General features: G+C 72.9%; 17 protein-coding genes. 13 read left to right on the top strand and 4 right to left on the bottom strand.

The annotated features are described in order from the left end of the window. Positions 1–21 precede the first annotated feature (21 nt). Together ACERUN_RS11015 and ACERUN_RS11010 are read right to left on the bottom strand one after the other, a co-directional pair. Positions 22–408 carry an ArsR/SmtB family transcription factor gene (locus ACERUN_RS11015; RefSeq protein WP_370289995.1) on the bottom strand — a complete coding sequence of 129 codons (387 nt, stop codon included), beginning with the start codon at positions 406–408 and terminating at the stop codon, positions 22–24. After that, the gene (locus ACERUN_RS11010; RefSeq protein WP_370289994.1) at positions 405–1316 is read right to left on the bottom strand and encodes a cation diffusion facilitator family transporter; all 912 of its coding nucleotides are present in this window, start codon (positions 1314–1316) and stop codon (positions 405–407) included. Before ACERUN_RS11010 ends, ACERUN_RS11015 begins: the two co-directional genes overlap by 4 nt. Positions 1317–1504: 188 nt before the next feature. Between ACERUN_RS11010 and ACERUN_RS11005 the strand changes: the two genes are divergently transcribed. From ACERUN_RS11005 to ACERUN_RS10960, 10 genes are all read left to right on the top strand, one after another. Next, on the top strand, positions 1505–2788 hold the full coding sequence (locus ACERUN_RS11005; protein ID WP_370289993.1) for a lipase family protein: 1284 nt from the start codon (positions 1505–1507) through the stop codon (positions 2786–2788). A 158-nt stretch (positions 2789–2946) separates the two neighbouring features. Beyond that, positions 2947–3768 carry an aminotransferase class IV gene (locus ACERUN_RS11000; RefSeq protein WP_370289992.1) on the top strand — a complete coding sequence of 274 codons (822 nt, stop codon included), beginning with the start codon at positions 2947–2949 and terminating at the stop codon, positions 3766–3768. A 43-nt stretch (positions 3769–3811) separates the two neighbouring features. Beyond that, the gene (locus ACERUN_RS10995; RefSeq protein ID WP_370289991.1) at positions 3812–4789 is read left to right on the top strand and encodes a crotonase/enoyl-CoA hydratase family protein; all 978 of its coding nucleotides are present in this window, start codon (positions 3812–3814) and stop codon (positions 4787–4789) included. A 4-nt stretch (positions 4790–4793) separates the two neighbouring features. After that, positions 4794–5594 carry a crotonase/enoyl-CoA hydratase family protein gene (locus tag ACERUN_RS10990; protein ID WP_370289989.1) on the top strand — a complete coding sequence of 267 codons (801 nt, stop codon included), beginning with the start codon at positions 4794–4796 and terminating at the stop codon, positions 5592–5594. A gap of 192 nt (positions 5595–5786) precedes the next feature. Continuing rightward, the gene (locus ACERUN_RS10985; protein WP_370289987.1) at positions 5787–7412 is read left to right on the top strand and encodes a GMC family oxidoreductase; all 1626 of its coding nucleotides are present in this window, start codon (positions 5787–5789) and stop codon (positions 7410–7412) included. Continuing rightward, positions 7409–8968 carry an aldehyde dehydrogenase family protein gene (locus ACERUN_RS10980; RefSeq protein WP_370289986.1) on the top strand — a complete coding sequence of 520 codons (1560 nt, stop codon included), beginning with the start codon at positions 7409–7411 and terminating at the stop codon, positions 8966–8968. Before ACERUN_RS10985 ends, ACERUN_RS10980 begins: the two co-directional genes overlap by 4 nt. A 3-nt stretch (positions 8969–8971) precedes the next feature. Further along, a complete protein-coding gene (locus ACERUN_RS10975; RefSeq protein ID WP_370289983.1) occupies positions 8972–10354 on the top strand; it encodes an FAD-binding oxidoreductase in 1383 nt (460 codons plus the stop codon). Between the two features lie 112 nt (positions 10355–10466). Beyond that, a complete protein-coding gene (locus tag ACERUN_RS10970; protein ID WP_370289982.1) occupies positions 10467–12053 on the top strand; it encodes an MXAN_6640 family putative metalloprotease in 1587 nt (528 codons plus the stop codon). A 277-nt stretch (positions 12054–12330) separates the two neighbouring features. Further along, positions 12331–16191: a fibronectin type III domain-containing protein gene (locus ACERUN_RS10965; protein WP_370289980.1), complete on the top strand. Its 3861-nt coding sequence runs from the start codon at positions 12331–12333 to the stop codon at positions 16189–16191. A 395-nt stretch (positions 16192–16586) separates the two neighbouring features. Then, a complete protein-coding gene (locus ACERUN_RS10960; protein ID WP_370289978.1) occupies positions 16587–18833 on the top strand; it encodes a fibronectin type III domain-containing protein in 2247 nt (748 codons plus the stop codon). 62 nt (positions 18834–18895) lie between these two features. Here ACERUN_RS10960 and ACERUN_RS10955 read toward each other — a convergent pair whose 3' ends face one another. After that, positions 18896–19411: a hypothetical protein gene (locus ACERUN_RS10955; RefSeq protein WP_370289977.1), complete on the bottom strand. Its 516-nt coding sequence runs from the start codon at positions 19409–19411 to the stop codon at positions 18896–18898. 189 nt (positions 19412–19600) lie between these two features. On the opposite strand from ACERUN_RS10955, the gene ACERUN_RS10950 reads away from it, so the two are divergent. After that, positions 19601–20035: an SRPBCC family protein gene (locus ACERUN_RS10950; RefSeq protein ID WP_370289976.1), complete on the top strand. Its 435-nt coding sequence runs from the start codon at positions 19601–19603 to the stop codon at positions 20033–20035. 113 nt (positions 20036–20148) lie between these two features. Then, positions 20149–21639, top strand: coding sequence for an MFS transporter (locus ACERUN_RS10945; protein WP_370289975.1), 1491 nt, complete (start codon positions 20149–20151; stop codon positions 21637–21639). Here the strand turns inward: ACERUN_RS10945 and ACERUN_RS10940 are convergent. Further along, positions 21627–22475, bottom strand: a complete 849-nt coding sequence (locus ACERUN_RS10940) for an NAD-dependent epimerase/dehydratase family protein (protein WP_370289973.1) — start codon at positions 22473–22475, stop codon at positions 21627–21629. The two genes, ACERUN_RS10945 and ACERUN_RS10940, sit on opposite strands and share 13 nt — an antisense overlap. A gap of 175 nt (positions 22476–22650) precedes the next feature. Here ACERUN_RS10940 and ACERUN_RS10935 point away from each other — a divergent pair. Then, positions 22651–24746, top strand: a 2096-nt coding sequence (locus ACERUN_RS10935) for a fibronectin type III domain-containing protein (protein WP_370289972.1), incomplete at its 3' end; no start/stop codon positions are given.

The following is a 24746-nucleotide window of genomic DNA, read 5'->3' as shown; positions in this document are numbered from 1 at the left end:
CGCGCCCCCTGGTCGGTGAATCTAGCGCGCCTCGCCCTCGCCCGCGCGGCACGCGACGACGGCGGCGTCGGTGAGCTCGAGCAGCGCACCGGCGGCTGCGAGCAGTGCGCGGACGGCGTCCGGGTGGGTGAGCGAGTAGTACGAGGAGCGCCCCTGCGTGCGCACGCCGACCACGCCGCACCCGAGCAGGCAGGCGAGGTGCTTCGACACCGTCGACTGGGCGAGCCCGAGGTGGGCGGTGAGCTCGACGACGCGATGCTCGCCGAGCAGCAGGTGCTGCACGATCGTCAGGCGGGAGCGGTCGCCGAGGGCGTCGAGCAGAGCGGAGGCCGCGTCCAGCGCCTCGACCTCGCCGGCCAGGACCGCGCCGGTCGCGGCGCCCGGCCCCATCCGCTCCGAGGTGCTCACCACGAGAGCTCCTGGCAGGCGCTGGCGTCCGACTCGACCTGCAGCGTCGCGTGGTCGACCCCGTGGACGTCGCGCAGCGCTGCCCGCGCTCCGGCCAGCACCGTCTCGCCGGCTCCGGCGTGGGCCACCAGGTGGGCGGTGGCCACGTGCATGCCGGAGGTCAGGGTCCACAGGTGCAGGTCGTGCACCTCGGCCACGCCGGGCACGGCGAGCAGCGTGCCCTCGACCTCGGCCGGCTCCATGCCGGCGGGCGCGTGCTGACCGAGGACGGCGAGCACCTCGCGCCCCAGCATCACCGCGCGGACGACGACGAACGCCGCGATCGCCAGGGCCACCGCGGTGTCCCACCAGCCGTCGCCGGTCGCGGCCACGAGCACGCCCGAGGCGATGACGCCGACCGATCCGACGGTGTCGGCCACGACCTCGAGGTAGGCGCCTTTGACGTTGAGGCTCTCGCCAGCGCCGCCGCGCAGGAGGAGGAGGGCGATCACGTTGATCACCAGGCCCAGCGCACCGACGACCAGCACGGGGGTGGTCGAGGGGTCGACCGGTTCGCCGATGCGCGCGATGGCCTCGACCACCACGTACGCGCCGGCGCCGAGCATGAGCAGCACCGTGAGGCCGGAGGCGAACACCTCCGCGCGGTAGGAGCCGAAGGTGCGTCGTCCGGTGCGGTCGGGGCGCGCGGCGATGCGGGTCGCGGCGAGCGCGGCGCCGAGCGCGACGACGTCGGCGGCCATGTGGCCGGCGTCGGACAGCAGCGCCAGCGACCCGGACACCAGGCCCGCGATCAGCTCGACGACGAAGAAGCCGCCGACGAGGGCGAAGGCCAGGGCGAGTCGCCAGCGGTGGGCCGCGCCCGCGTGGGCACCACCGTGACCGTGCCCGTGTCCGTGGCCGACGCCCATCGCGAGTCCTCCTAGAATCATCGCCTGTCGGCGATGATAGACCCGGGAGCTCGCCGCTGTCACTCCCTGTCGGCACGACGGCCAGCGGTCCGGAGGGTTGGCAGGGTCGGGCCGTCGTCCCCGCGGAGCGGTGGGCCGTCCGGGGTCGGCCGTGGTCAGCGCGGCCGCGTGCGTGCCATCCTCGGCCCGTGCTCCCGGACGAGCGCCGACCCCCTCGGCGACCCTCCCGGCGCGGCGCGCCGCCCCCGGTGCGCCGTCGCCCCCACCTGCTGCCCCAGGTCGTGGCCGTGCTGCTGCTCGGTCTCGTCGTCCCGCTCCTCGCGCCCGCCGCGGCGCCCGCCCGGTCGTCGTCCGGACCGCCCGGCCAGCCCGGCCAGCCCGGCCAGCCCGGGGCCCTGCTGGGCGCGACGCCGTTCGTCGCCCACGTGCTGCCGCTCATCCCCTTCGACGCCCGGGCGTGGCGCCTGCGCTACCGCTCAGAGCTGCAGGACGGTCGGCCGATCGAGGTCACCGGCACGCTCCTCGTGCCGACCACGCCGTGGGCCGGGCCGGGTGAGCGGCCGGTCGTGTCGCTGGCCGTCGGCACCCAGGGGATGGCCGATCGCTGCGCGGCCTCCCAGCAGCTCGCCCAGGGCACGGAGTACGAGAGCTACACGATCAGCCAGCTGCTGGGCCGCAACTGGGCGGTCGCGATCACCGACTACCCCGGGCTCGGGACCCCGGGCGACCACACCTTCGTCGTCGGGCGGGCGAACGGTCGGGCGGTGCTGGACGTCGTCCGCGCGGCGCGGCAGGTGCGGGGTTCCGGGCTGGCCCGCGACGGTCGGGTGCTGGTGTTCGGCTACTCCGAGGGAGGCAATGCGGCCGGTTGGGCGCTGCAGCTGGCGCCCAGCTACGCCCCCGAGCTCGACGTGGTGGCCGGCGCGGTCGGCGCCCCGCCCGCCGACTTCCTCGGCATGTGGTCGGCGCTCGACGGCTCCCTGTTCGCGTTCCTCCTGCTCTACACGGGCATCGGCTTCGACGCCGCCTACCCGCAGCTGAAGCTCGACACCTTCCTCAACCCGCGTGGACGACGCACCGCCGACCTGCTGCGCCGCACCTGCATCGTCGGCGCGGTCGGGCTCGGCGCCCTGCTGCCGAAGGACTCGCGCACCTACCTGGCCCGCGACGTCATCAACGACCCGCTGTGGCGCGCGACGCTGCGCAGCGCCGACCTCGGCTACACCGCCCCGCGAGTGCCGCTCATCCTCGGCGCCGCACGCCAGGACGAGGTGATCCCGTTCCGCCAGGCCGCCGACCTGCGCGAGCGCTGGTGCGCCCGCGGCGCCAAGGTCGCCTTCCTCGACGTGCCGCTCGGTGAGCACGTCACCGGCATCGTGTCCTTCGCCGGCCCCGCCATCGGCTTCCTCGCCGACCGGCTCGCCGACCGCGCTGCCGGGCGTCCGGCGGTCGCTCCGGGCGGGTGCGGCTGAGGTCGGAATTCGCCGGTGAACCGGCGAATTACCACCTTCTCGGCTGAAGCTTCATGCAACAAGCACGAGTTTCGGTCGAGTAGTCCGGCTCATTCCCGGGTGGACGACGCCCGCCCGCCACGATCTGCCCCGCCCCCGCCGCCTGCCAGGATGACCCCGTGGCGACGACCTACACGCTCGACGGCGATCCCGTCGACGCCGTGCCGCCGACCTTCGCGCTCTACCCGTACGGCGTCTTCACCACGCTCGTGGTCGAGCACGGCGCCACGCTGGGCTGGGCGATGCACGAGCAGCGGCTCGCCCGAGGCGCCGAGGAGCTGTGGGGGCATCGCCTCGACGTCGAGCGCCTTCGGGGCGTCCTGCGCGCCCACCTCGCCCACCTCGCCCGCACGTCCGGGGCGCCCGCGCAGTCGGTGCGCATCACCCTGTTCCCCGACGGCCTCACCATCGCCGCCCCCGAACGCGCCGACGGCGCCCGCGCGCTCATCGCCTCCACTCCCGTCGACCCGCCGGGCGTCGAGGACGGCGGATTCGTCGTCCAGGCGGTCGAGCACACCCGCGGCACGGCGCATCTGAAGACCACCGACCTCTTCGCCCAGCTCGCGATCAAGCGAGAGGTCCGCCTCGCCGGTGCGGACGACGCCCTGCTCGTCCACCGCGGCACGGTGCTGGAGGGCCTGACCTGGACGCTGCTGCTGTGTCGCGAGGGCGAGCTCGTGGTGCCCGAGGGCCCTGCCCTGCCGAGCATCACCGCCCATCACCTCGCCGCGATCGCCCGCACCTGGGGGTGGACGACGACCGCCCGACCCGTGCTGCTCGACGACCTCGTCGCCGCCGGCGCGCGCCTCGTGCTGGCGGTCAACGCCAACCACCCGCTGCGGGCGCTCACCCGCGTCGGCGAGCGCGACCTCCCGCTCGACGCCGATCTGCTCGCTCGCTTCGCAGCCGGCCTCGCCGGCCTCCCGCGTCACGGGTTGTAACACTTCGTGGCGCAACCGATCAGATTTCTGTAGCGTCCACGGCGTGACCGATCCCGCTCCGTGGCGCCAGCAGGCCGCCCCCTCGGGCGCCGGAGCCGAGGCGCCGCGCTACCGCACGCTCACCTACGAGGTCGACGGCCGCGTGGCGCGGCTGACCTTCGACCGTCCCGAGCAGGGCAACTCCATCACCCCCGACACCCCGGTCGAGCTCGCCGACGCGGTCGAGCGCGCCGACCTCGACCCCCGCGTCCACGTGATCGTGCTGAGCGGGCGCGGCAAGGGGTTCTGCGGGGGCTACGACCTCGCGGCGTCCGCCGAGAACCTCATGGACGGAGCGATGGCCGGCGCCGTCCCGCGCGAGGGCACCGTGCTCGACCCCGACGTGCAGATGCGCAACCACGATCCCCGCGGCACGTGGGACCCGATGGTCGACTACGCGATGATGAGCCGCTTCACCAAGGGCTTCGCGAGCCTGCTGCACGCGAACAAGCCCACGGTGGCGAAGATCCACGGCTTCTGCGTGGCGGGCGGCACCGACATCGCGCTGCACTGCGACCAGATCGTCATCGCCGCCGACGCCAAGATCGGCTACCCGCCCACCCGCGTGTGGGGCGTGCCCAGTGCCGGACTCTGGGCGCACCGCCTCGGCGACCAGCGCGCCAAGCGGCTGCTGCTCACCGGCGACTGCCTCTCGGGTCGGGAGGCGGCCGAGTGGGGCCTCGCCGTGGAGGCCCCCGAATCCGACGAGCTCGACGAGCGCACCGAGGTGCTCGTCCAGCGCATCGCGGCGATGCCGATCAACCAGCTGGTGATGGTCAAGCTCGCCCTCAACTCCGCCCTGCTGGCCCAGGGCGTGCAGACGAGCCAGATGATCAGCACGGTCTTCGACGGCATCTCGCGCCACACCCGCGAGGGCTACGCCTTCCAGCAGCGTGCGGCCGAGGTCGGCTTCAAGCAGGCCGTGCGCGAGCGCGACGGCGCCCCCTTCGACGACGCCGGCCCCTCGACGTTCAAGGGTTGACGACATGGGCTCACCCGGTTCCACCTCCAGTCCCACTCCCCGGCCCACGGTCACGGTCCGCACCGACGGCCCCGTCACCCTCATCGGCATCGACCGCCCCGAGCGCCGCAACGCCGTCGACCGCGCGAGTGCCGAGGCGCTCGCCGACGCCTTCCGTGCCTTCGACGCCGACCCCGACGCCGCGGTCGCCGTCCTCCACGGCGAGGGTGGAACCTTCTGCGCCGGCGCCGACCTGCAGGCCCTCGCCGCCGGCGACCCCAACCGCTTCGAGCCCGACGGTGACGGCCCCATGGGTCCCACGCGCCTGCGCCTGGGCAAGCCGGTGATCGCCGCCATCGCGGGCCATGCGGTGGCCGGCGGCCTGGAGCTCGCGATCTGGGCCGACCTGCGCGTCGTCGAGGACGACGCCGTGCTCGGCGTCCTCTGCCGGCGCTGGGGCGTGCCCCTCATCGACGGCGGCACCGTGCGCCTGCCCCGCCTCATCGGCACCAGCCACGCGATGGACCTCCTCCTCACCGGCCGCCCCGTCGGCGCCGAGGAGGCCCTGCGGATGGGCCTGGCCAACCGGGTGGTGCCGCACGGCACCGCCGTCGACGAGGCGGTGCGGCTGGCGCACCAGCTCGCCGCGTTCCCCCAGACCTGCCTGCGCCACGACCGCCTCTCCGTGCTCGAGCAGGAGGGTCTGGGCGAGGACGACGCGCTGGCGGCCGAGTACCACCACGGCACCGTGTCGATCGCCGAGGCGCTCGCCGGGGCCGCCCGGTTCGCCGACGGCGCCGGCCGCCACGGCAGCTTCGACGCCTGACCCGGCCCCGTCGTCGTCCACGGGCCTCGCGCGCTCGACGCCGCGCGCCCGCCCGCTCGCCCGCGATCTGACAGGGCCCGCAGTCAGAATCCTGAGATCGGCCTTGGTGATCGCCCTCACACGGCCTACCGTCGAGGGCAGCAGGTCCGCACCCGCGGCCCGGCGCACCGCAGCGCCTTTCCAGGAGGTTCCATGGCCCACTCGGCGTCCGACACCGAGACCTTCGACTACGTGGTGGTGGGGGCCGGCAGCGCCGGCGCCGTGATCGCCGCCCGGCTCACCGAGGACTCCCGCACCCGCGTGCTGCTGCTCGAGGCGGGCGGGCCGGCCGACGCCGACGAGATCACGGTGCCCGCCGCGTTCGCCAACCTCTTCCGCACCAAGTGGGACTGGGGCTACCGCACCACCGAGCAGAAGCAGCTCGAGGGACGACGCGCCGACTGGCCGCGCATGAAGGCCCTCGGCGGCTGCTCGTCGATGAACGCGATGATCTACATCCGCGGCAACCACGCCGACTTCGACACCTGGCGCGACGCCTACGGCGCCACCGGGTGGGGCCACGACGACGTGCTGCCGTACTTCAAGCGGGCCGAGGGCAACACCCGGCTGGGCGCTCCGCTGCACGGGCAGGACGGTCCCCTGCACGTCGAGGACCGCCGCTACACCCACCCGATGACCAACCTCTGGGTCGAGTCGGCGGTGGCCGCCGGCCTCAAGCGCAACGACGACTTCAACGGTCGCGAGCAGGAGGGCGCGGGGCTCTACCAGGTCACCTGCAAGAAGGGCCGCCGCTGGAGCACGGCGAAGGCCTACCTCGAGCCCGCCGAGTCGCGGCCCAACCTCACGATCCGCACCGGCGCCCACGCCCACCGCGTGCTCATCGAGGACGGCCGCGCGGTCGGCGTCCTCTACGAGGTGGACGGGCGCCTGCGCACCGCCCGCGTCGAGGCCGAGGTCGTGCTCAGCGGCGGCGCGATCGCCTCCCCGCAGCTGCTGATGCTCTCCGGCGTCGGTCCGGGCGCGCACCTGCGCGAGGTCGGCGTCGACGTCCTCGTCGACCTGCCGGGGGTGGGCCAGAACCTCCACGACCACCCGGTCGTCCCGCTCGTGTTCCGCACCCGCGGCGTCACCGACCTGCTCAACCACAACAACCTCGGCCAGTTCCTGCGCGCCAAGGCCAGCGGCACCGGCCCGCTGGTCTCCAACATCGGCGAGGGTGGCGGCTTCTGGCGCTCGCGTCCCGACCTCGCCGCCCCCGACATCCAGGCGCACGTGGCGCCCACCGGCTTCTACGACAACGGCCTGCACGAGCCCACCGAGCGCGGTTTCACCGCGGCGCCGACGCTGGTCAACGTCGCCAGTCGCGGCACGCTGCGCCTGCGCTCCACCGATCCGCACTGGCACCCCGAGATCGACGCCGCCTACTACGACGACGCCACCGACCTCGACGCCATGACCGCGGGCGTGCGTCGCACGCTCGAGATCACCTTCGGCGGCCCGATCGCTCCCCACATCGTCGGCGGCCTGCTGCCGACGATGCGCGAGTGGCGGGCCGGCAGCGACATCAGCGACACCGCGATCGTCGACCACATCCGCCGGCACAGCCAGACGCTCTACCACCCCGTCGGCACCTGTGCGATGGGCGGCGACGAGCGCGCCGTCGTCGACCCCGAGCTGAAGGTCCGCGGTGTGAAGGGCCTGCGCGTCGCCGACGCCAGCGTCATGCCGATGGTCACCCGCGGCAACACCAACGCCCCCTCGATCATGATCGGCGAGAAGGCCGCCGACCTCCTGCGCGGAAAGGCAGCAGCACGATGACGACCACCGCCCCCGGCCCCGAGGCCGGCTCCGACACCGTGGCCCAGCAGGGCTCACCCACCTTCGACTCCCTCGACCCCCGCACCGGCGACGTCGTCGGCACCCACCCGATCCACACCGCCGAGGACGTCGACGCCGCCGTCGCGCGCGCCCGCACCTCGGCCGAGTGGTGGGCCGCCATCGGGTTCACCGGCCGCCGCGAGGTGCTCGACCAGTGGCGCGGCGTGCTCGCGCGCCGGCTCGCGCAGCTGGTCGACGTCGTCCACCGCGAGACGGGAAAGCCGCACGGCGACGCCCAGCTCGAGGCCGTGCTCGCGATCGACCACCTCGCGTGGGTGGCCTCGCACGCACCCAAGGTGCTGGGGCGCCAGCGCGTGAGCCCCGGGCTGCTGCTGGCCAACCAGGCCGCGTCGGTGGAGTACCTGCCGCTCGGCGTGGTGGGTGTGATCGGCCCGTGGAACTACCCGGTGTTCACGCCGATGGGCTCGATCGCCTACGCCCTGGCCGCGGGCAACACCGTGGTGTTCAAGCCCAGCGAGCACACTCCCGGTGTGGGCGCGTGGCTGGCCGAGAGCCTCAAGGAGGTCGCGCCCGAGCACGACCTGCTGCAGGTGGTCACCGGCTTCGGCGACACCGGCACCGCGCTGTGCAAGGCGGGCGTCGACAAGGTCGCCTTCACCGGCTCGACGGCCACCGGCAAGCGCGTGATGGCCGCCTGCGCCGAGAACCTCACCCCCGTCGTCATCGAGGCCGGCGGCAAGGACGCCATGCTCGTCGACTCCGACGCCGACGTGGAGGCCGCCGCCGACGCCGCCTGCTGGGGCGCCTTCGCGAACGCCGGCCAGACCTGCACCGGCATCGAGCGGGTCTACGTGCACGCCGACGTCTACGACTCCTTCCTCGACGCCCTCACCCGCCGCGCGCGCGAGCTGCGCTCGGGCAGCGACTCCAACGCGCCGATCGGGCCGATGACGATGCCCTCGCAGGTCGACGTCGTGCGTCGCCACATCGCCGACGCCCTCGCCCGCGGCGGGCGCGCGCTGGTGGGCGGGGAGGTGCCCGAGGGGGCGCGCGCGATCCAGCCGACGGTGCTGGTCGACGTCCCCGAGGACTCCGAGGCCGTGTGCGAGGAGACCTTCGGCCCGACGGTGACGGTGCGCAAGGTGGCATCGATGGACGAGGCGGTCCGGCTCACGAACGCGGGCAAGTACGGCCTGGGCTCGTCGATCTACTCCGCCTCCCGCGGCGACGAGCTCGCCCGTCGCCTGCGCACCGGCATGACCGCGATCAACTCGGTGATCTCGTTCGCGGCCGTGCCGGGCCTGCCCTTCGGCGGCGTCGGCGACTCCGGCTTCGGGCGCATCCACGGCCCCGACGGGCTCAAGGAGTTCACCTACGCCAAGGCCGTCACCCGCACCCGCTTCAAGGCGCCGCTCAACCTCACCTCCTTCGAGCGCACCGCGGCGCAGGACACCCAGGTCGCCACGCTCACCACCGTGATGCACGGGCGCGCCACCCAGCTGCCCAAGCTGCCGCGCTCGCTGCGCAAGCGCTGAGGGGTGGTCGCGACCGGTGCCGACACCCGTGCCCTCGAGGAGCTCCGGCAGCTCCTCGAGGGCGATCCGCGGGTGGTCGTCGACCCCGACCTGATGGCGGCGTGGAGCCGCGACCAGAGCCCGATCGCCCCCGATGCCGCGCCCCTCGCCGTCGTCCGCGCCCGCAGCGTGGACGACGTGGTGGCGGCGCTGCAGTGGGCGCAGCGTCACGGCGTCGCGGTGGTCACCCGCGGCGCGGGCACCGGTCTGACGGGCGGCGCCAACGCCCTGGCGGGCTGCCTCGTGCTGAGCGTGGCGGAGATGGACCGCATCGTCTCCATCGACCCGGCCCGCCGCCTCGCCACGGTGCAGCCCGGGGTGATCAACGGCGCCCTCGACCGCGCCGCCGCGGCCCACGGCCTGCGCTACGCGCCCGACCCGGGCAGTCGCGCCACCTGCACGATCGGCGGCAACATCGCGACCAACGCCGGCGGCATGGCGTGCTGCAAGTACGGCGTCACCGCCGACCACGTGGCGGCGCTGACCGTCGTCCTCGCCGACGGTGAGGTGGTGCGCCTCGGCGGGGCCACCCGCAAGAACGTGGCCGGTCTCGACCTGCTGCGGCTCATGATCGGCTCGGAGGGCACGCTGGGGGTGATCGTGGAGGCGAGCGTCCGGCTGCTGCCGGCCGTCACCGCCGCCTCCACCGTGGCGGCGTCCTTCGCCTCGCTCGGCGCGGCGATGGAGGCGGTGGTCGAGATCGGCGGGCGCCTCACGCCGGCGGCGGTCGAGCTGATGGACCGCACGACGGTGGCGGCCGTCGAGCAGATGGCGGGCATGGGGCTCGACACCTCCGCCGAGGCGCTGCTGCTCGTGGTCTGCGACGGCTCCTCGGCCGCGGCGGAGGCCGAGCAGGTGGAGCGCATCGCGCGCGGCCACGGCGCGGGCGAGGTCTACCGCACCGACGACCTCGCCGAGGGGGAGGAGTTCATGGCCGCTCGTCGCCTCGCCCTGCCGGCCCTCGAGCGCCAGGGCTCGATCCTCCTGGACGACGTGGGCGTGCCGCCCGACGCACTCCCGGCCATGGTGGTGGCGATCGAGCAGATCGCCGTCGACGAGCACGTGACCATCGGGACCTTCGGCCACGCCGCCGACGGCAACCTGCACCCCACCATCGTCTTCGACGCGACCGACCCCGACCAGCGCCGTCGGGCCGAGACGGCCTTCGAGCGCATCCTCCACACCGCCCTCGCCCACGGCGGCACGATCACCGGCGAGCACGGCGTGGGCGCGCTGAAGCTGCCCTTCCTCGCCCACCAGGTCGGGCGGCGCGAGCTCGACCTGATGCGGAAGGTCCGGGCCGTCTTCGATCCCGAGGGGCGGCTGAACCCCGGCCGGGGGTGCTGAGCGCCTGGCATCGGGGCCTCGCCGGACTAGGCCGGAGGGCCCGAAGTGGTCAGTCAAGTAGGGACCTTCGAAACCCCACGGCGGGGGTCGCGGCACTCCTATAGTCCGCGACATGTCATTCGCCTCACACCGCGCCCGGCTCGCGACCCTCGTCGGGCTGGCAGCGCTCTCCGGTGCGCTCCTCGCACCCTCGGCCCAGGCCGACAACGACCGCCAGCAGGCCTCGAGCCCGCGTGCGGCCAAGGCGCTCGCCGCCGTCCAGGACTCCTTCGCCGGAGCCGGTGGTGCGGACCGGACCATCGCTCTGCGCGACCTCGCTGCGACGAGGTCCGAGCTCGCGCCCGCGCAGCGGGCCAAGGCCGACGCCTACCTCGCCCGACCGACCGCCGAGCGGCGTGCCAATGTGCGCGGTGACGTCACCTACGCCGTCGAAGAGGCCACGCCCGCGTGCGACGAGTCGATCTGCGTCCACTACGTGACCTCCACCGATGCGGCGCCCGACCCGACCGACCTCCAGGATGCTTCCGGCGAACCCGGTGAGAACGGCATCCCCGACTACGTCGACACGGTGCTCCGCGAGATGGGCCTCATCCACGAGCAGTACCTCGCCGCCGGCTACCGCGCCCCGAAGTCCGACGGCACCGCGGGCGGTGACAGCCGCATCGACGTCTACATCGCCAACATCGGCGCCGACGGCACCTACGGCTACTGCACCAGCGACGACCCGCGCACCAACGTCGAGGGCGCCTACGACGTGTGGGCCTACTGCGTGCTCGACGACGACTACTCGGAGTTCACCGCGCAGAACACGCCGATCGACTCGCTGCGCGTCACGGCCGCGCACGAGTACTTCCACGCCGTGCAGTTCGGCTACGACTACCTCGAGGACGCCTGGCTCCTCGAGGCCACGGCGGCCTGGATCGAGGACGAGGTCTACCCGAGCGTCAACGACAACCGCCAGTACCTCGCCAACAGCCCGCTGACCCGCCCGGGTCTGTCGATGGACCAGTTCATCGGCGAGGGCTCGCTCAGCGGCTGGCACTACGGCGTGTGGATCTTCTTCCGCAACCTGTCCGAGCGGTTCCCCACGGCGGAGGGCGGTCTCCCGACCATCGTGCGCGACATCTGGGACCGCGTGGATGCCGCAGGCGAGGCGCCGGACCAGTACTCGTGGCAGGCGGTCGACGGTGCGCTGCGGGCGCGCGGCATCACCGCTGCCGCCGCCTTCGCCGACTTCGCCGTCGGCAACCGTCTCCCGGGCCGGACCTACGCCGAGGGTGCGGCCCTGCGCTACCCGACCGCCGCGCCGGTGGGCAGCGTCGTCCTCAGGGACCTGAAGACCCGGGTGGTGACCCGCAAGATCAACCACCTCGCCAGCGCCACCTACCGCTTCACGCCGAAGGTGCCGGCCGCCCGCCGCCTGACCGTGACGATCGACGCACCCGCCACCGTGCGCGGTTCGCGCGCCATCGTCACCTCGTTCGCCAAGTCCGGCGCGATCAGCCGCAAGGTCGTGCCGCTCAACAGCAGCACCGGCAACGGCGCCCTGACGGTGCCCTTCGGGTCGGTGAAGTTCGTCGAGGTGACGCTGGTGAACGCCAGCGGCCGCTTCGCCTGCTTCCGCAACACCGCGTTCTCCTGCCAGGGCGTGCCGGTGGACGACGCGCAGCCGTTCAAGCTCACCTACCGGGTGCGCTGAGCCGGGAGCGCTTCAGCTGATCCACCCGAGTGCCTCCTCGACCGCGACGGTCGGGGAGGCACTCGGCATCTCGGCACCCTTCCGGCGGGTCGATCTCCCCGTTCCGGAGCGACATTGCGCTCAGATTGCGTCGACCTTCCCCAGATCCTCCACACCCCGGCCCTCGCTGCGCCACCATGATCGCGAGGCCTTGCGTGCAGGGCCGGCTGTCTGCTCCCGGCAGCCTCGCGGTCGCTCGCGGCCGTCGGTGCTGCCACAGCTAGAGAAGTGGTGGGTCATGGGGTTCGAGCGGGTCGGTGCGGGGCTGCTGTCGCGGGTGGTGGCGGTGGCTCTGCTGGGTGGCGGTGTGAGTGCGGTCGCTGCCGTATCGGCTGCGCCGGTGCAGGCGGCGGTGAGCTGCCCGGCGCCGTTCGTGATGTCGGGTTCGACCTGCACCGTGCGGCTCACCGACACCAGCAGGCAGGGCGAGATCACTCTTCCCGCTGAGGCGGGGGTCGTGACGGTGGAGCTCGCTGGCGCGAGCGGGGGCTCCGCGTATCGAGACGCCATCGATGCCGCGAATCCCGCCTACGACGTGCCTGGAGGATCGGGGGGAAAGCTGCGCGGTCGCCTCCTCAACGCCGCCGGCCAGAGGCTGATCTACCGCATCGGAGCGGCTGGTGTACCCGTGCCTGATTACCTGTCGCCGACCGGCACCGGCGGCGGCGGATCCTTCCTGGCCTTCGGGGCGACGGGCGTTCTCGTGGCCGCGGCGGGAGGTGGCGGCGGCGCCAGCTACTACATCGGTCAGGGCGGCGGAGATGGCTCGGGAACCTCGACGGGAGGGAACGGTCGAGGAGTGTGCTCCGTCGGTGGCGGTGCGCAGCCGGACCGCGGCGGCAACGGCGCCGATGGCGATGAGTTCTGCGACGCCGCCGGTGTGAAGTTGGGGCGGGATGGAGCAGGGCCCGCGCAGGTTCGGGACGGAACGATCCTCCCTGGTCGCGGCGGCGACTCCGATGTCGACGGCGGCGGCCCCGGTGGTGACGGCTACTACGGCGGTGGTGGCGGCAGCTACGGCGGTGGCGGTGGCGGCGGCAACGGCTTCTCGGGTGGTCTGAGTGCGCCGCTCTCCTACGAGTCGACGCTGGGCGGCAACAGTGGTGCCGGCTATCTCGTGCTGACGTACGAACCGCCGTTGCAGTCGACGCCGTCGGCCCCCACGACGGTCAGTGCGGTGGCCGGGGACTCGTCGGTGCGGGTGTCGTGGTCGGCGCCGTCGGATGACGGCGGTTCGCCGGTGACGGGGTACACGGTGCTGGGCTCGCCGGGCGGTTCGTGTGTCGTGGTCGCGACGTCGTGCACGATCACGGGTCTGACCAACGGCACGGCGTACTCGTTCACGGTGCGCCCGCGCAACGCGGTGGGCGAGGGGGCGACATCGGGTGCGTCGTCCGCGGTGACGCCCTTGGGGGTGTGGACCTCGACGCCGGATCCGGTGATCGCCGCGGATGCGCTGCCGTTGACGTTGGCCGGCACTCTGCGAGCCAATGTCGGAGCAGCGGTTCCCGCGGCGTCGGACGTGCGATGGAAATGGCAGTACGTCCCCGACGGCCGGAGCGCCTGGAACGACGTGCCTGGTCGCAGCGGCACCGGCGTGCCGGTCACGCCCCTGGCCGGAACGCCGGCCTACCTCTCCCTCGGGCAGTACTACCGGCTGGCGCTGACGTACCTGAGGGCCGGGTATCCGGACGCGACGGTCTACTCGAACGTTATCGGGCCGGTGACGAACCAGTACGCCTTCACGGCAGCCTTGACGACGTCGCAGGTCAGGGCGGGTACGCCGGTCGGCGTCCGGATCTCGAACCCTTCCACTTCTGGGGACAACTACATCTACTCCTGGTTGGTCGACGGCCAACGGGTGCAGTACGGCTCCTCCGGCTCGTACACGCCGACACGGGCGCAGGTGGGCAAGTCGCTGGCGGTCTCGGTCTTCGGTTTCGACATCGGATGGCTCGCGGCGACAGAGTTGGTCACCGCGGCTGATGTGATCGCCTCAGATGTGCCGGGTGCTCCGTCAGGTGTCTCGGCGGAGGTGTCGGCGGATGAGGCGGGATCGGCGCGGGTGTCGTGGACCGCGCCGGCCGATGACGGCGGGTCGCCGGTGACCGGCTACACGGTGACGGGGTCGGCAGGTGGTTCGTGCACTGCGGCGGCGTCCGCCACGTCGTGTGTGGTGTCGGGGCTGGAGCCGGGAGTTGCGGTGACGTTCTCGGTGGTGTCGTCGAACCGCAACGGCGACGGCGCGGCGTCGCTGCCGTCGGGGTCGGTGACGCCGCGTGGTTCGTGGATCTCGACGCCGCCGGCGGCGATCGCCACGGGCACGGGTGCGTTCACGACCGGTGGGGAGGTGAACGCGAATCTGGCAGCGGCGACGCCGACGGCGTCGGTGGTGCGCTGGCAGTGGCAGCGCACGCCTGATGGTGCGACGGCGTGGTCGGACGTGGTGGGTGCGACTGGGACGACGGCGCCGGTGGTGGCGCTGAAGGGCGACGGTCTGCTGCCCGGGTGGTTCTACCGGTTGAAGGTGACGTACGAGCGTGCGGGTTTCCCGGACGCGGAGGCGTTCTCGAACGTCGTGGGTCCCTCGCTAGGGGTGTGGACGTCGACCCCGGATCCGTCGATCTATGCGAGCGCGTCGCCGTTGACGGTCGAGGGTGCGTTGGATGCGAACCTGGGCGCGGCGACGCCGACGGCGTCGGTGGTGCGCTGGCAGTGGCAGACGACGCCGGATGGTCGTAGCGCGTGGTCCGATGTTGCGAGTGCGGGTGGCACGACTACGCCGGTGACGTCGTTGACGGCGTCGAACGGGCTGGTGGCGGAGCGGTTCTACCGGCTCGAGGTGACCTACGAGCGGCCTGGTTTCCCGGACGCGGTGGTGGTGTCGAACGTGATCGGCTCCGCGCTCGCCGAGTGGACCAGTACGCCGGATCCGGTGATCAGCGCCGACTCCTCGCCCCTCACGGTCGCAGGCAGTCTCGCGGCGAATGTGGGCGCCGCGACGCCGGGGGCGAGCGACGTGCGGTGGCGCTGGCAATACGTGCCCGATGGTCTGAGCGCGTGGAGGGACGTGCCCGGCGCGTCGGGTTCCGGGGTGCCGGTGACGGCCCTGAGCTCGCTGGGCGACTACGCCGGGCAGTACCTCCGCCTGGAGCTGACCTACGTGCGCGCGGGCTACCGCGATGCCACCACGTACTCGAACGTCGTGGGCCCTGTCATCGACAAACCCGTCGTCGAGGCGGCGGTGTTCACCGAGCAGCCCGCCGATGCGCTCACGATGGACGAGCGGACGGCGACCTTCCAGGTGGCGGTGACCGGTGCGCCGAGTCCTGCGGTGTCGTGGGAGCGATCGACGAACTCCGGTCGGACGTGGGCGCCGATGGTCCCGACCGCCGCCACGGGGGTGTCGAGCGATGGTCGGACCCTGACGGTGACGGGCGCGGCGAAACTGGACGGTTCGCTGTACCGGGCCGTGGCGACGAACACGGCGGGCACGGTGCGCTCGAGCACGGCGAGGCTGTCGGTGACGCGCCTCCTGCGACCGCCGACGGTCGCGGTGCAGCGTGGGGACGGGCAGCTGACGTTGACGTGGTCGCCGTCGCTGGGCAACCGGCCCTTGGAGCCGACCGGCTACGTGGTGCAGCGTGTGGTGCCGAACGCGAGCCCGGTCACGGTCTGCCTGGTGCCGGCCGACGCTGCACTGCGCTGCGTCGTCGGGGGGCTGGTGAACGGCAGCAAGTACGGGTTCTCGGTGGCGGCGGTGAACGCGGCCGGCGCGGGGCGGGCCGCCGCGGTGTCGGGCATCCCGATCCGTGCGACGGTGTTCACCCAGCAGCCCGAGTCCACCAGCGTGGCGGCGGGAGCGACGTTCCGGTTCACGGCTGCGGTGAGCGGTGATCCTGCTCCGCGGGTGCGGTGGGAGGTCAGCTCGGACGACGGGGCGACGTGGCGCAACGCGAACGGTGCGGGCGCGACGTCCACGGTCTACAGCGAGAAGGCGCTCGCGGCGCGCAGCGGGTGGCGGTACCGGTTGAAGGCGACCCAGCCGACCGGCGCGGTCTCCTACAGCCGGGTCGTCACGGTCACCATCACCCGCTAGCCCCCCTGATCGCCGACCGATCGATGGTGGGGGCTGAACGTTCGGTCAGCCCCCACGGTCGATTGGCGCGGGAAACGGGTGCCGGTGAACTGAGACTTCGGTCCGTATCGGCCCTGGTTCGTCCGAATCACTGCGGGCGGGACCGGTCCCAGTGTCTGATGGGCTCGCGTCTGCTCCCAGGCGCCCGCCGTCCACGCTCGGGGTGCGTACGCGGCACATGATCGACACCGAGGTGGATCTAGAACATGGGGTTCTCAATTCGTAGGACGACGGCGGCCCTCGCCGCGTCCGCAGCCGGCCTCGCCGGCCTGGCTGTGATCGGCGCAGCGCCATCCGCGAGTGCTGCGACACTGACCTGTCCCGCGCCGTTCGTGGCGGGCGACGGCGTCTGTTCGGTGTTCATCAGCTACACCGGCGCGCAGAGGGCGCTGACCCTGCCGTCGGACGCGACCGCCGTGACCGTCGAGCTCGCGGGGGCCGCCGGAGGTATCGAGCAGCCGGCGACAGCGAAGCGCGGGCTGGGTGGCAAGGTCCGCGGCGTCCTCCAGGGCGCACAGGGCAAGACCCTGGCGCTCCTCGTTGGCCAGGCCGGCGTTTACGCAGGAAGCACGACCACGGTGGGTGGCGGCGGCCCCGCCTACGCCACGGGGCCGTTCAGCGCCGACGGGGGGCAGGGAGGCGGCGGCTCGTTCCTGTTCCTCAGCGGCCAGGCCGAGCCGCTCGCGGTTGCTGGCGGGGGCGGCGGCAGCGCCCGGAATCTTCGGGGCTCCGACGCGGGTGCCGGCTCGGGAGGGTCGGCTGGAGCCGACGCCGCATCGCTCTCCTACCCCGACTGCGCAGGTCGGGGCGCGACAGCCACCGCCGGCGGCTCGCTCCCAGTGTCGACGGCCTTCTGCCCCGATGTCACGAGCGGGTCCGGCCCTGCTGCACTCGTCAACGGCGACATCGTGCCCGGCAAGGGTGGGCGGGGCGGTAGCCCCCTCTACGGCGGCGGTGGCGGTGGTGGCGGCGGCTACTACGGCGGCTCGGGTGGCTATAGCTCCAGCGGTGGTGGCGGCAACGGCTACTCGGCGGGGCTGACGGGTCCGATCTCGACCGAGGCGACGCTGGGGGGCAACAGCGGTGACGGGTACATCCTGTTGTTCTACAAGCCGAAGCCGGCTGCGGTGGTGCCTGGTGCGCCGACGGGTGTCTCGGCGGTGGCGGGTGACGGGTCGGCGACGGTGTCGTGGACGGCGCCGGCTTCCGACGGTGGTGCGGCGATCACGGGTTACACGGTCACCGGCGCCCCGGGTGGTTCGTGCGTGACGCAGACGTCGACGTCGTGTGTGGTGTCGGGTCTGAGCAACGGCACGTCGTACACGTTCTCGGTGACAGCGAAGAACTCGGCCGGGGAGTCGGTGGCCTCAGCGCCGTCGGAGCCGGTGACGCCGCTCGGGAAGTGGATCTCGCTCGGCGGGGCGTTGGCGGGCGGCGACTCGTTGGACACCGACGACACGTTGTACGCCACGACCGGTCAGTCGCAGCCGGCGGCAACCTCGCAGGCGTGGCAGTGGCAGTCCTCGCCGGACGGCGAGAAGGACTGGGTCGATGTCGCGGGCGCGGGCGGTGAGGGCGCCCCGTCGGGGGTGTTCAACGCCGGTGTTTCGGTGGGGCTGCTGAGCGGCCTGCAGGCGGGCCGCTACTACCGGGTGAAGCTGGTCTCGAAGCTGAAGGGCTACCCCGAGACGCCGACGTTCTCGAACGTGGTGGGACCGATCACGGTCAAGCAGGTCGCGGTCGCGCCGACGGTGGTGACGCAGCCGTCGGATCTGTCGGTGATGGATGAGCGCACGGCCACGTTCAACGTGGACGTGACGGGTGATCCGGCGCCGTCGGTGACGTGGGAGCGTTCGCTGAACAACGGGGCCACGTGGACGCAGGTCCAGTCGGGTCCGGCGGTCAACGGTGCGTCGTCCTACTCGGTGACGGGTGCGGCGGGGTTGAACAACGCGCTGTTCCGTGCCGTGGTGAGCAACGCTGGTGGCTCGGTGACGTCGACGTCGGCGAAGCTGTCGGTCTCGCGCCTGCTGCGGGCGCCGGGTTCGTTCAAGGCGGTGCCCGGCGACGGGCAGGTGACGTTGAGCTGGACGGCGCCGTCGGTGGCGAACCGGCCGCTGCCGGTCACCGAGTACGGGGTGAAGCTGCTGAGCTCGACCGGAGCGGTCGTGCGCACGGTGTGCGAGGTGCCCGCGTCGGTGACGTCGTGTGTGGTGAAGAAGTTGAGCAACGCTGAGACCTATTCGTTCACGGTCGCTGCGGTGAATGAGGCGGGTGTGGGTCGTACGGCGACGACGAGGGCGACGCCGATCAAGCGGGTCACGTTCACCACGCAGCCGGAGTCGGTGACGGTGAAGGCGGGGGCGACGTTCACGCTCACCGCGAGCGTGGACGCCGATCCGGTGCCGAGCCTGCGCTGGGAGGTCAAGGGTGCTGACGGTGTGTGGCGCAATGCGGGCAAGGCGGTGACGGGTACGTCGCTCTCGTTCTCCGACAAGGCGCAGCTGGCTCGTAGCGGGTGGCAGTACCGGCTCAAGGCGAGCCAGCCCTCGGGTGGCGGGGTCAGCTACAGCCGGGTCGTGACGGTCACGGTAACCAGGTAGCGCTCTGCGAGGAGATCGATGACCGGTCCCCGGCCCGCCGCACCCAGCGGGCCGGGGACCGGTCACTCCCGGCGCCTGCCTCGCTGCAGGCGCTCGGCGAGCAACGCCCAGGCGAGCAAGGCCGCCGGGACGTTGACGATGAGGAGGAAGAAGGCCCCCCAGAAGCGCGCCTCTCCCACCGAGTCGAGGTCCGGGCCCTTGCCGCCGGGATGGCTGAGGGAGTCGGAGATCGCCTCGTAGGGATCGACGATCGACACCAGGCCGTACCAGGTGAAGAAGGCCCAGGCGGCGACCGCGATCACGATCCACCCGGCGATCCGCGTCACGCGCGCGATGGCGAGCACACCTCCGCCGATCCCGATGCCCAGCGGGAAGATGAGCACGTTCAGCGGCCAGTCGTCGTCCCGGCTCGACTGCGCGAGGAGGATCATCCCGACGGCGACAGCGAAGGCGAGCAGAGTCAGGCCGACTGTCGCCACGCGGCGTCCGCGGCGAACACCCGGGCTCTCCGGACCGCGCCTCGGTCCGACGAGGTCGCGCCACAGCGAGGTCTGCTCGTCCACCGATCCGTCGTCCACGTCTCCTCCTCCTGCCCGCGATGCGAGGCGCCCGAGCGAGGGCTCCCGCGGCCTGTCACCATCGTCGGCGGTGCCCCCGCACCCTGCCCCGCCACGCCGCTCCCGACACCCACCGTCGCGAGCAGATCCGGTGGCGGCCAGCGAACAAGTGACCCTGCGAACCAGATGACCCCGACGACGAGGACCGACATGACCAAGCGCGCCCAGGCCACCGCCCGCACCACCCTCCCCGTCAGCCTGGACGCCGCCTGGTCGGCGCTCGCGGACCACGAGGCGATGGCCGGCTGGGGCCCGGGGATCAAGGTCACCGTCGACGACACGCGGGCCCAGGCGCCCGGCGCGGTCGGTGCGGTGCGCACGATCGCCGCCCCCGGACCGGCCCCCGCGATCGTGGAGGAGATCGTCACCTTCGACGCGCCCCACGTGCTCGGCTACCGCGGCGTCGCGGGCGTCCCGTTCCGCGACTACCGGGGCGAGGTGCGCCTGACGCCCCAGGGCAGCGGCGTCCTCGTGGAGTGGACCCTCTCGGCGAAGCCCCGGGTGCCGGTGATGGAGCAGGCCGCGCTGGCTGTGGTCTCGCGCACGCTGCTGGCGCTCTACAGCCGCGCGGTGCGCAAGGGCTGAGCCCCTCAAGGCCCGCGACCGACCGGGGGTGGTCGGTGGGCCTTGCTTCAATGGAGCGGCACGTCGAGGTGCCGCCGGTTCCGCTCCCAACATCCCGAAGCCCGAGGATCCCCATGCCGTCTTCCCCTGCCCTGCCCACGGGCCGCGTGCGCACGACCGCCGTGCTCGTGCTGTTCGTGGCCACCTTCATGGACCTGCTCGACACCACCATCGTCAACGTGGCGCTGCCGGCCATCCAGCAGGACCTCGACGCCACGCCCTCCCAGCTCGAGTGGATCGTCTCGGGCTACGTCCTCGCCTTCGCCACGGTGCTCATCACCACCGGTCGCCTGGGCGACCTGTACGGCCGCAAGCGAGTCTTCCTCGTGGGCGTGACCGGGTTCACCATCGCCTCCGCGATGTGCGCCTTCGCCCCCACGGCCGAGGTGCTGGTGGCGGGCCGCTTCGTGCAGGGCTTCTTCGCCGCCACGATGGTGCCGCAGGTGCTCTCGATCGTGCAGGTGCTTTACTCGCCGAAGGAGCGCGCCGGCGTCCTCGGTGCGTTCGGTGCCGTCACCGGCACCGCGGCGGTGGCCGGCCCGCTGCTCGGCGGCGTGCTCGTCACCTACGACATCGCCGGCCTCGAGTGGCGCTCGATCTTCGTGATCAACCTGCCCATCGGCGTGCTGCTGCTCATCGGCGGCGCGCGCCTGATCCCCGAGACCCGCTCGCCGCACCGCACCAGCCTCGACCTCCCCGGCGTGGCCCTCGCCTCGATCGCCCTGTTCTCGCTGGCCTTCGCCCTCATCGAGGGTCGCCCCAAGGACTGGGTGTGGTGGATCTGGGCGCTCATCGCCCTCGCCCTGGTGCTGCTGGTCGTCTTCTTCGCCTACCAGCGCCGCATCGAGAGGGCCGGCGGGTTCCCGCTCGTGCCGCCGCGTCTGTTCGCCGACCGCGGCTACACCGCCGGTGCCCTCACCTCGCTGGCCTTCTTCGGCTCCATCGGCGCGTTCTTCTTCGTCGTCACCCTCTACCTGCAGGTGGGCCTGCAGTTCTCGGCCATCGACGCGGCCCTGGCCACCGTGCCCTTCAGCGTGGGCGCGTTCGTGGCCTCGGGCGCCGCCGTGCCCTTCATCGACCGGCTCGGACGACGCCTGGTCACGGTCGGTCTGGTGCTCTTCGTGGCCGCCGTCGCCTGGTTCGGCCAGACGGTGAACCACCACGGCAACGACCTCGGGATCGCCGACATGATCGGCCCGATGGCCCTCGGCGGCGTGGGCCTCGCGCTCTCCGCGATCCCGCTCATCGACGTCGCGCTCGCCAACACCGACGTCTCCGACGCCGGTGCCGCCTCCGCCGTCCTCGGCACCTCCCAGCAGGTCGGTGCTGCGCTCCTGCTCGCCATCGTGGGCGTGGTGTTCTTCGAGACCGTCGGCGTGAACTACACGCCCGAGGGCCTGCGCGACGGCCTGCTCGCCGGTCTATGGGTGCCCGGGATCGCCCTGAGCGTCGCCGCCATCGGCAGCCTGCTGCTGCCCGGCGTCGAAGCCGTGCGCCGGCACAAGGAGGAGGCCGAGCAGGCGGCCGAGCGCGAGTACGCCGAGACCGTCGGTCAGGCCGTGTAGCCGGCCCTCAGCTCCTCGAGCAGCGAGGGGCGGGTGGGCGCCCAGCCCAGCTCGTTGCGGGCGCGCTCGCCCGCGGCCTGCTGGTCGAGGACGAGCGCCTCGCCGAAGGCGCCGAGCCGCGCGACGGTGGCCGAGTCGCCCTCGGCGCGCACCGTCGCGGCGAGGGCCTCGCCCAGCTCGCGCGCGGTGGGGTTCTGGCCGTTGACGCCCAGGTAGGCGCGGCCGGCGGGCGCGGCAGCGAGCACCGCGAGGTAGAGGTCGGCGAGGTCGTCGACGTGGATCGTCGTCCAGTGCTGGTCGCCGGTGCCCGGCACGGTGACCGTGTCGCCGTCCACGGAGCCCGCCAGCATCGCAGGGATGCCCTGGCCGTGGCCGTAGACGATGCCCGGCTGGACGACGGCCGCCCGCAGCCCCGAGTCGAGCACGCGCTGCTCGCCGGCCGGGCGCCAGGAGGTGATCGCCGGCGGCGACAGCGGCGACTCCTCGGTGATCGCGTCGTTGCTGCCGTAGACCCAGACGCCGCCGGTGTGCACGAACACCTTCTCGGTGCCGGCGAAGGCCGTCAGCGCGGCCTCGATCACGGCGTCGTTGAGCTCGGCGTCGCGGCCGTCGCTCCCCGCCGCGGTGTGGATCGCGGCGTCGTGCCCGCGCAGCTGGTCGATCAGCCAGCCGGCGTCGAAGAGGTCGCCGACGAGAGCGGTGGCTCCCGTCTGGGCCACCTTCGTTGCCGAGCTCTCGCTGCGGACGACGGCGGTGACCTCGTGCCCCTCCTCGATCAGGCGCCCGAGCACGGCGCGGCCGATGAAACCTGTACCTCCGGTGAGCAGGATCTTCATGTCGGCCCAACGGCCCCGCGGCCGATCGCTATTCCGACGACCACCGATGCGCGCGCATCGGCAGCATCAGCGGATTGCGCTCAGATTGCGCACGATTCGGTGGACTTCCGGACGGCGGTGGCGGCGACCTTGCAGGCTGGGACCGCTCTGCTCCCGAGTGCCCGAAGGCTGCTGCATGTCCCTCGTCTCCGTCCTCCGCCGCTCCTCGCCCGCACCGACGCGTCGGGGTGCGACCCGCGTGGTCGTCGCCCTGGCCGTCGTGACGTCGGCGCTCGCTGTCGCGCCAGCGGCCTCGGCTGCCGGCGTGCAGACGGTCGACGAACTGGCGGCGGCCCTGAGGTCCGGTGGAACGGTGAGGCTGGAGGCCGACCTCACCGCCGCCGACGCGGGGCTCTCGGTCGGGTCGACCAACACGGTGCTCGACCTGGCGGGGCACCGGTTGACGACCACCTCCACGGGCACGAGTGCCGCTCTCGGGATCTCCGGGAGGGGCTCGCTGACGATCATCGACAGCATCGGCGGTGGCAAGGTGTCGGCTCGCGCGGCATCGGGAGCGGCGGTCGGCGGCGCTGCGGGCACGCAGGACCTGCTCGGCGACCTCTACCTCGACGCCGTCGTCGACGCGTCGAGCGACTCCGGAGCCGCGATCGGGGGAGGGGAGGGCGCCGTCTTCGCTCCGTTCGTCAGCGTCAGGGGCGGCGAGGTCACCGCGCTCTCACGCACGGGAGCCGGCATCGGCAGCGGGCAGCGGGGCGAGCACGAGACGGTCCAGGTCCGCGGCGGCACCGTCGTGGCGACGAGCACGGCGGGTGGCGCCGGGATCGGTGGTGGGCAGTTCGACTCGACGGTGGACGACGCGCAGATCTACGGCGGGAACGTCACGGCGACCGCCTACGGCGACGGCGCGGCCGGGATCGGTGGGGGCGGCGGAGCCGACGGCCCGACCCGCGTCAGGATCTCCGACGGCGCGAGCGTCCGCGCCACCGGGATGAGCGCCGGCATCGGAGGAGGCCGAGGCGCCACCACCTCCGGGCGCTCCGGCGGCGTCGCCATCACCGGCGCGGGCACGATCGTCCACGCCTCGGCGGTGCCCGGCAGCGGTGGTGCCGGCATCGGTGCCCTGCGATCGAGCCCCACCGTCCAGCTCGCGGTGCTGGACGGCGCCAGCGTGACGGCGACCGGCGACGGGGCCGGCGCAGGCGTGGGAGCCGACGGCAAGGTTCAGGCGGCCGACAGCTCGTCCTTCGAAGTCGTGGTGTCGACAGGCGCGACCCTGACGGCCCGGGGCGGCTCGACGGGTTCGGCCGTCGGTGCCGCACCCCAGTCGACGACGGGCAGGATCGGTGTGTCCGTCGGGGCGGGCGCGGCCCTGGTCGTCCCGACGGACGCCTCGTTCAGGCTGCGTTCCAGCGACACCCTGTCGGTCGCCGGGCGCATCACGGGCGGCGGTGAGGTGCGAGCGCCCGACAGCGCTCCGTCCGCCCTGGTCAACAACGGGGCGATCGTCGGGATGCGCATCGAGTCACCGACCGATGAACGGATCACCAACCGCAACTTCAGGATCCTCTACGACGCTGCCGGCGGGGAGCCCGTGGCCTCTCCCGGACGGCTGTACGCACGATCGTTCGATGACGGCGGCCTGGCGTTGGCCTCGCCGCGACGCGCCGGGTACACCTTCGCGGGCTGGACCTGGCGCAAGGACGCGTCGTCGGCTCCGGCGTCGGTGACCTCGTCCACGGATCTGGTGACGCTGACCGGCGTGAGGGGCCCGGCGGATCTCACGTTCGTGGCGCGCTGGCGGGCCGCGCCGTCGGCCGTGTCGGCGGTCGCGGGTGACGGGTCGGCGATCGTGTCGTGGACGCCCCCGGCCGACGCGGTGGATTCACCGACCGTGTCGGGATACCGCGTCACGGGTTCGCCCGCCGGCGCCTGCGTGGCGGCCCCGGACGAGTCGTCGTGCGCGGTGCAGGGTCTGGGCAACGGCACCGAGTACTCGTTCACGGTGACGGCGGACTTCTCCGACGGCAAGGCGTCGACGTCGGAGCCCTCGTCGACGGTGACGCCGATCGGGGTGTGGCAGGAGACGCCGCCGGCGCAGATCCGGGCGAAGGACGCCGTCTTCACGGTCGAGGACGAGGTGTCGGCGGATCTGGGTGCGTCGACGCCCGCGTCGTCCTCGGTGCGGTGGCAGTGGCAGCGGGTGCCGGACGGCCTGACCGCGTGGAGCGACGTGCCGGGCGCGACCGGTACGACGGCGTCGGTGGTGCCGCT

This window comes from Nocardioides sp., assembly GCF_964229035.1.
GTDB lineage: Bacteria > Actinomycetota > Actinomycetes > Propionibacteriales > Nocardioidaceae > Nocardioides.
Note: the sequence above shows the minus strand (reverse complement) of the source record. Positions and strands in the feature narration are given on the sequence as shown.

Bases quoted from the DNA above. Each gene is read 5' to 3' on its own strand.
- ACERUN_RS10980 (WP_370289986.1), top strand. From the start codon at position 7,409: ATGACGACCACCGCCCCCGGCCCCGAGGCCGGCTCCGACACCGTGGCC.
- ACERUN_RS10945 (WP_370289975.1), top strand. From the start codon at position 20,149: ATGCCGTCTTCCCCTGCCCTGCCCACGGGCCGCGTGCGCACGACCGCC.
- ACERUN_RS10990 (WP_370289989.1), top strand. From the start codon at position 4,794: ATGGGCTCACCCGGTTCCACCTCCAGTCCCACTCCCCGGCCCACGGTC.
- ACERUN_RS10970 (WP_370289982.1), top strand. From the start codon at position 10,467: ATGTCATTCGCCTCACACCGCGCCCGGCTCGCGACCCTCGTCGGGCTG.
- ACERUN_RS10965 (WP_370289980.1), top strand. From the start codon at position 12,331: ATGGGGTTCGAGCGGGTCGGTGCGGGGCTGCTGTCGCGGGTGGTGGCG.
- ACERUN_RS11010 (WP_370289994.1), bottom strand. From the start codon at position 1,316: ATGGGCGTCGGCCACGGACACGGGCACGGTCACGGTGGTGCCCACGCG.
- ACERUN_RS10985 (WP_370289987.1), top strand. From the start codon at position 5,787: ATGGCCCACTCGGCGTCCGACACCGAGACCTTCGACTACGTGGTGGTG.
- ACERUN_RS10940 (WP_370289973.1), bottom strand. From the start codon at position 22,475: ATGAAGATCCTGCTCACCGGAGGTACAGGTTTCATCGGCCGCGCCGTG.
- ACERUN_RS10950 (WP_370289976.1), top strand. From the start codon at position 19,601: ATGACCAAGCGCGCCCAGGCCACCGCCCGCACCACCCTCCCCGTCAGC.